4 protein-coding genes are annotated in these 2,267 nt (G+C 37.9%); all 4 read left to right on the top strand.

From position 1 onward, the window contains the following. The first annotated feature begins 71 nt into the window (after positions 1-71). Positions 72-308, top strand: a complete 237-nt coding sequence (locus tag EP737_RS25080; RefSeq protein WP_129732131.1) for a DUF2798 domain-containing protein — start codon at positions 72-74, stop codon at positions 306-308. 299 nt (positions 309-607) lie between these two features. Further along, on the top strand, positions 608-946 hold the full coding sequence (locus EP737_RS25075; RefSeq protein WP_129732129.1) for an ArsR/SmtB family transcription factor: 339 nt from the start codon (positions 608-610) through the stop codon (positions 944-946). A 20-nt stretch (positions 947-966) separates the two neighbouring features. After that, the gene (locus EP737_RS25070) at positions 967-1,476 is read left to right on the top strand and encodes an SRPBCC domain-containing protein (protein ID WP_129732127.1); all 510 of its coding nucleotides are present in this window, start codon (positions 967-969) and stop codon (positions 1,474-1,476) included. 719 nt (positions 1,477-2,195) lie between these two features. After that, a partial coding sequence (locus EP737_RS26700) for a glyceraldehyde 3-phosphate dehydrogenase NAD-binding domain-containing protein (protein WP_165350937.1) occupies positions 2,196-2,267 on the top strand: 72 nt, incomplete at its 3' end.

Here is a 2,267-nt window from a genome sequence, read left to right as displayed (position 1 = left end):
TGGGCTATGCCCTTCCCACTCCTTGAGGAGGGGGACTTCTTTCCGGAAAATCTGTTAAAAGGTGGAGAATAATGAATATTAATGCCAAATATAAAAATATTATTTTTGCATTTTTTATGGCTTTAAGTATGTCTCTTTTTGTTTCATTTGTACTAGTCTCAATAAATTTTGGTTATAATCATACATTTTTTCATAACTGGTCAAAAATTTGGTCACAGGCTTTTATTTGTGCTTTCTTTGGCGCTTATTTTTTCCCAAGAGTAATCCAAAAAATAATGAGGAAAATTAAGTTCGTAGAAAAACCCTAGCAATGCAGAATGTTATTGCAGTGAGAGAAAAACCAAAAGATCATAAACAGTAGAGAATGAAAGTTATAAAATCCAAGGTGAACTTTAAAAGGGGTTAACAAGTATCTAGTAAGATGAATGTGTACGTGGGGGCGGGATACAGAGTAAACAAAGGGGGTGCTATGAGGCGCCCTGTATCGATTTCGTCTCTGTGCAGAACCTCTCTCGTTAATTTTATAGGGAGCAAAAATGGCGCTTGAATATTCCTTGACAGGAATATTCGTTTTGAGTTATATTTGGAGTGAAAGGAGAAAGCTTATATGGGTGTCAAAATCACAACAACTTTGAATGCACTTGCTGAGCCCAACCGACTAAACATTGTTGAGCTTTTGCGTAATGGTCCTCTTACTGTAGGGGAAATTGCTGAGCAACTTAGTCTTCTCCAGCCACAAACTTCTAAACATCTCCGTGTACTTAGTGAAGCTGGATTTGTCGAGGTACAAGCGATTGCTAATCGACGAATCTACAAGCTCCGGTCAGAGCCCTTCCAAGCACTGGATACTTGGCTTGAAACTTACCGCAGTGTTTGGGAGGAGCGATTAGACAATCTAGAGAATTATTTGCAGAAGCTACAATCCAAAGGGGACAAACAAAATTAAATATTTGGGGGGATTTTTTCATGCTAAACAAAATGATTTCCACGGTAGAGGGTCAGGAACTAATTCTGGAGCGTGTTTTTGATGCGCCGTGTGAGCTGGTATTCAAAGCATTCTCCGAGGCTGAGCATCTAAAGCACTGGTGGGGCCCTCGTGGATGGACGCTTACGGTTTGCAACATAGATTTTCGTCCAGGCGGCACTTGGCATTACTGCATGAAGTGCATTGATGAGAAGCAAGGGGATTTTTACGGATACGAATCTTGGGGAAAAGCGGTATACCTGGAAATTGTAGAGGCAGAAAAAATCGTATATGTTGACTACTTCTCTGATGCTGAAGGCAATGAAGCGGAGAATATGCCTTCGAGCAAGAACACAATCACCTTTGTAGAGCATGAAGGCAAGACGAAGCTCGTCAGTCGGGCTCAATATGCTTCCACTGAAGCACTCAAGGCCGTCTTGGATATGGGAATGGAGCAAGGAATTACTGAAACTTGGGATCGTCTCGCTGAGCATTTGCAATCCCTTCAATAACAGCTTCATGATTGTTTAGAGCAAACTCGCCGATTAGCAGGCTCTGTCCTTGGGTGAAGACAGAGGCGTAGTTACACTTATACTGTATCCCTGAAATTTCCCACTACGCCGAATTCACCTCTAGTTGGAATTGTATACTTTCCTACAGTGTAAAAGGAATCTGTCGACGCTTCGCTAATAAGATATAACTTAATCTAATAGAACTACCGAGATCGTCAATTATATTATAATTATCTAATTAATTTTCATGTAAAAAACACTGAGTATATATCCAGTGTTTTTTTACATGGAGAATAATCAGATTGAGTATCTTTATCATATAAAGAAGAAATGGTAAGCAGCTATTTGGCTGCTTACTTTTTTTAATCACAAAAACTATTGCAAAAGTTACATAAGCTATGAATCTCCTTCAAAAATTACTAAGATAAGGTTACTAAAAAACAGGAGGGTACATATTGAACTAGCAAAATAAATGCAAACGCTTCCTTATATGAGTATAAGAGAGATAACAGCTTGGTCTGGTCAAAAAAAGAGCTGAAAGTGGCATAGGGTACCTGCCATTCCTATCTGATTGGTAACATTTTTGAATGAAAATGCTCATTTTGAGTGAGTTATTTAAAAAAAAATAAAATATTTAATGAATTTATTTTTAATTATGTTATACTATTTTCAGATCGAAAGAAAAATAGTATAACATAATGAAGGTGGTATTTATTAATATGATCAATGTTGCTATTAACGGGTTTGGACGTATTGGAAGAATGGTATTTCGTCAAGCGATCAAAGAAAGC

Source organism: Ectobacillus funiculus (assembly GCF_004138295.1).
Lineage (GTDB): Bacteria > Bacillota > Bacilli > Bacillales > Bacillaceae_G > Ectobacillus > Ectobacillus funiculus.
The sequence above is the reverse complement of the archived record's forward strand: the minus strand, read 5'-3'. Positions and strand labels throughout refer to the sequence as shown.

Coding starts and splice junctions, on each gene's coding strand:
- EP737_RS25070 (WP_129732127.1), top strand. CDS start 967: ATGCTAAACAAAATGATTTCCACGGTAGAGGGTCAGGAACTAATTCTG.
- EP737_RS25080 (WP_129732131.1), top strand. CDS start 72: ATGAATATTAATGCCAAATATAAAAATATTATTTTTGCATTTTTTATG.
- EP737_RS25075 (WP_129732129.1), top strand. CDS start 608: ATGGGTGTCAAAATCACAACAACTTTGAATGCACTTGCTGAGCCCAAC.